Source organism: Variovorax sp. P1_H2, from assembly GCF_056405295.1.
Window position 1 is genome coordinate 1 of the sequence record NZ_JBFUCJ010000236.1, and the last position, 3,717, is coordinate 3,717.

3 protein-coding genes, 2 pseudogenes and 1 other annotated feature are annotated in these 3,717 nt (G+C 64.6%); of the genes and pseudogenes, 2 read left to right on the top strand and 3 right to left on the bottom strand.

The genetic code is table 11. The features are described from left to right. Nucleotides 1-68: a sequence feature (AL1L pseudoknot), on the bottom strand. This feature is flagged as partial in the annotation. Beyond that, nucleotides 1-346, bottom strand: a pseudogene (locus tag AC1D2E_RS35190) (transposase); the annotation flags it as partial. Its footprint overlaps the feature before it by 68 nt. A gap of 99 nt (nt 347-445) precedes the next feature. Between AC1D2E_RS35190 and AC1D2E_RS35195 the strand changes: the two are divergent. Further along, nucleotides 446-658, top strand: a complete 213-nt coding sequence (locus AC1D2E_RS35195) for a hypothetical protein (protein ID WP_478201691.1) — start codon at nt 446-448, stop codon at nt 656-658. A gap of 12 nt (nt 659-670) precedes the next feature. Here the strand turns inward: AC1D2E_RS35195 and AC1D2E_RS35200 are convergent. Then, nucleotides 671-2,232 (bottom strand): annotated as a pseudogene (locus AC1D2E_RS35200) (IS3 family transposase). Nucleotides 2,233-2,818: 586 nt separating this feature from the next. Between AC1D2E_RS35200 and AC1D2E_RS35205 the strand changes: the two are divergent. Continuing rightward, nucleotides 2,819-2,998 (top strand): hypothetical protein, encoded by a 180-nt coding sequence (locus AC1D2E_RS35205; protein ID WP_478201692.1) that lies wholly within the window; start codon nt 2,819-2,821, stop codon nt 2,996-2,998. 567 nt (nt 2,999-3,565) lie between these two features. Here the strand turns inward: AC1D2E_RS35205 and AC1D2E_RS35210 are convergent. Beyond that, on the bottom strand, nt 3,566-3,717 hold a 152-nt coding region (locus tag AC1D2E_RS35210), incomplete at its 5' end, for an IS3 family transposase (protein ID WP_478201693.1).

Consider the following 3,717-nt stretch of genomic DNA (forward strand, 5'->3'; position numbering starts at 1 on the left):
CGATGCTTGTCGATGAAATCCTTCAGGACTTGAGCCGGCGGTCGAGCTCCGCCTGGGCGAAAAACGCGCTCGCCAGCTTCAGGATCTCGTTGGCCCGGCGCAGTTCCTTGACCTCGCGYTCGAGKTCCTTSACYCGCTGRGCCTCGYTGGTSGTGACGCCTTCGCGCACGCCSSWATCRACCTCGACGCGCTTGACCCATYCCAGCAGCGTCTGCGGCACGCAGCCGATCTTCGGTGCAATCGATTCGACTGCCGCCCACAACGACGGGTACTCCCCACGGTGCTCCTGCACCATCCTMACCGCGCGCTCACGRACCTCAGGTGAGAACTTGTTTGACTTCTTCATGGCTCAATCCTCTCAGAGTGTTGAGCCTCCTCAAAACCCGGGGCGATTCAGCCACGCGCTCGAATCTCGTTCAAGTTGTTCGCAGTGGAGGACCGTCAAATGGCCGTGGACATGCTTCAGCATCTCGCCGAATCCCGGCTGCCCGTCACGTTACATGCCCCCGAAGAAATCGATCAAGTCAAACGCTTGCGCGCTGCTGACCTGATCGTCGCGCTTACACCCGCTCCATCCGATCCCATGAAGCTATCAGGTGCGGAGGAGGCTGCACAAGTGCTCGCGATAACGTCGCCGGGTCGGCGCGCGTCAAGGTAGTTGTCGCCTCGTTCATGCAGCCAACGGCTGTATGTTTGATGCCCTCGAATGTGTCTGAACGATGCAGTCACGTTCGGGGTTGAGGGTCACGGCGCCGACGGGCGACCAGTCGCGAGTAGACCCGGACCAACGCGCCGGGTTGAGCGCCCGGGCACGGGTGTACAACTCGTGGCGAGCAGCCAGGACGGCTCGGTCTTCGCCGGCGTGACGCTGCGCGGGGCTGACGTAGCGAATGCCGCTGTGTCGATGGTCATGGTTGTACCAACGCATGAAGCCGCCCGCCCAGGAGCGCGCGTGCGCGAGATCGGCGAAGCCCTTGGTGGGGAACTCCGGGCGGTACTTGGCCGTGCGGAACAGCGACTCCGCATAAGCGTTGTCGTCGCTCACGCGGGGCCGCGAGTACGACGGCTTCACGCCCAGCCAGTTGAGCATCGCCAACACCGTTGTTGCCTTCAGCGTGGAGCCGTTGTCGCCATGCAGCACCGGCTTGGCATCGAGCATGGCGATGCTTTCGGCCAGCGCCGTGCGGCGCACCAGATGCGCAGCATGGTCGGAGTCGTCCGTGTCGTGTACTTCCCAGCCCACGATCTTGCGGCTGTACAAGTCCAGGATCAGATAGAGGTGGAACCATCGCCCGAGCACCTGCGCCGGCAGATAGGTCATGTCCCAGCACCACACCTGTCGCGGTGCTGCGGCGATGTGCGTCGTGGGCGGGCGCACGACCCTGGGCGCCTTGGCCCGGCCTCGGTGAGCTGTCTGCCCTTGAGCGCGCAGCACGCGGCTGAAGCTGGACTCGCTGGCCAGGTAGATGCCCTCGTCGGCCAGCATGGGCACGATGCGCGCAGGCGGCACCGCCGCAAAGCGCGGCTCGTTGGCCACGGCCAGCAGTTGTGCGCGCTCGTCCTGGCTCAGGGCATGGCTCGGCATGGGGCGCACGGCCTGCGGCCTGCCATCGCCCGCCGTGAGCCCCTTGTGGGCCTGCCACCGCTGCAAGGTGCGCGCATCGATGCCGGCGATCGCGCAGGCCGGACGCAGTCGCGCTCCGGCGGCATGTGCGGCATCGATGTCTCGGGCCAGGGCTTGGCGATCTTCGAGGCCGATCATTCGTCCTCGCCTTTGTTGAAGATCGCCGCCACTTTTTTTGACAGCACCAGGAGAGCCGCAGTCTCTGCCAGCGCCCGATCCTTGCGCAGCAGGTCGCGCTCCAGTTCCTTGATGCGCTTGGCGGAGGCTCGCGTGGCCTGCGGGCTGGCCCGGGCCTCCTCGGGTTCGGCCAGCGCGGCTGTCGCACTGGTGTGCCATTTGTCGAGCTCGGCGGGGTACACCCCGTGCTCGCGGCACCATGCGCTCTTCGCGGCCTCGGCCATCGCCGCCGTTGTGATTACCGCCTCAAGCCGGGCGCGCGCAGTCCATGCCCGCCCTCGCGCGGGCATGGACTGCGCATCCTCGCGCCAACGTTCCAGTGTTCCCACTCCAATGCCAACCTCACGCGCCACCACCTCCAGCGCCGAACTCTCCGGCGGAAGCAACCTTGCTACCGCTCGGTCCTTGAATGCTTGTCCGTATCGAGCCACTCTCATCCTTCATCGCCGCCCCCGGGTTCTTGGTTCTATGGAAGCGACAACTATTCTGYCGCGGGGGGGGGTAGAGACGTGCTCGCCAGATTTTTCAATTCGCAGGGCCACGTCCCTGAGGGGCGAAAGCGCTCGTGGAGTTGGTACCGAGGGGATTGGTACCGAGACCCCGCCGCTACGTCGCGCAACCCGTCGTGAGAAATGGCCAGCCCGGGCCCCCGAGGCCCAGTGATGAGGAAGGGCCCTCTGCCATTGTTGGGGCTATCCGCGCGCCAGCAGCACTTCATGAACGTGATGCCGTTGCGCTGACCCTTCTCCTCGTCGCCGGCATCGTGACGCCTTGCATCGCCCGCGCGGACGCGCAAAATCTAGCGCTCAGCCCCAGAAAAGGAGCCGCCGTGTCCTTGGAGCTTCTTCGCCAAATCGCCGAGCGACGGCTGCCATACACGATCTATGCACCGGCACTCATCGACCAGCTACGGGTGCTTCGGGCTGCCGGGATCCTATAGTTCTGCGCGCCGGTCGGCCGCCCCAAACTAGCGCCATGCTCCCATTCCTACGACGCAAAGCCCGTCATCCTGAGCGGGTGGACCCCGAACTGCCTGATGTCAGTCAGCCCGTGCCGCTGTCCGATCCGCCCACGTGCGGCCCGGCCGACGGCATGACGGTCAGCGAGTTGTCCGAACTGGAAGCACGCGCCCTTTGCGCGCGCGAGGGTATCCCGGTTTTCTGGCCGCGGCCCGATCGCGACAAGCGCGCCGCCTGAGCCGTTAAAAGGACCGACACCCAGATCGGCCGGCGGTCGGCGCTGGTGGCTGTTTCACGATGACCTTGGTCATCGGAACGCACCACCAAGTCTGGCGGTACGCCGTGCCCTTGTCCTTGCTGCCCCGGTAGACCGTTGCACGCCCGTGTGCTTGACTTCGAGGTTGATACGTCCCGACAGACGGGGCGAGCGTTGTTTGCGCAATTATTGGTCGGCGCGGGCTTTCCTGAGCGAGCCGGGCGGGTGTCGTTTGCGGATTTATAGCCATCACCGCTCAGCCCGAGGAGCTTGCGCGCCCCGTGCTGCTTGAATCGTCGTCTGCGCATTTATTTGCCGGGAACAGCTGTTTGTTCTGCGAGAACAAACTCGTAGTCCGCCGAATAAAGTCGTAGAACTGCGCTGGGCTGTTCGGCCCTCGCGAAGTGAAGCATGCCGACGGTCGCTGCCCAGGACGATCTGAGGGCGGGCAGGGGCTGCAGTGCCAGGTCGACCACGCCGGGCAACACGCGAGCACAACAAATCCAGCACTGACCTTGCCCGTGTTGCCCGCACTCCATAGGCTGCCGATTATGCGGACTTCCTGTCTTGCTGCTGGGCCGCGATCCAGCGTTGCTCAAACATCATGGGACTGACATAGCCCAGCGTCGAGTGCAATCTCCTATGGTTGTAGAACGCCAACCAATCGACCACTTCGTCCATCGCCTCGCGCCGCGTTGCAA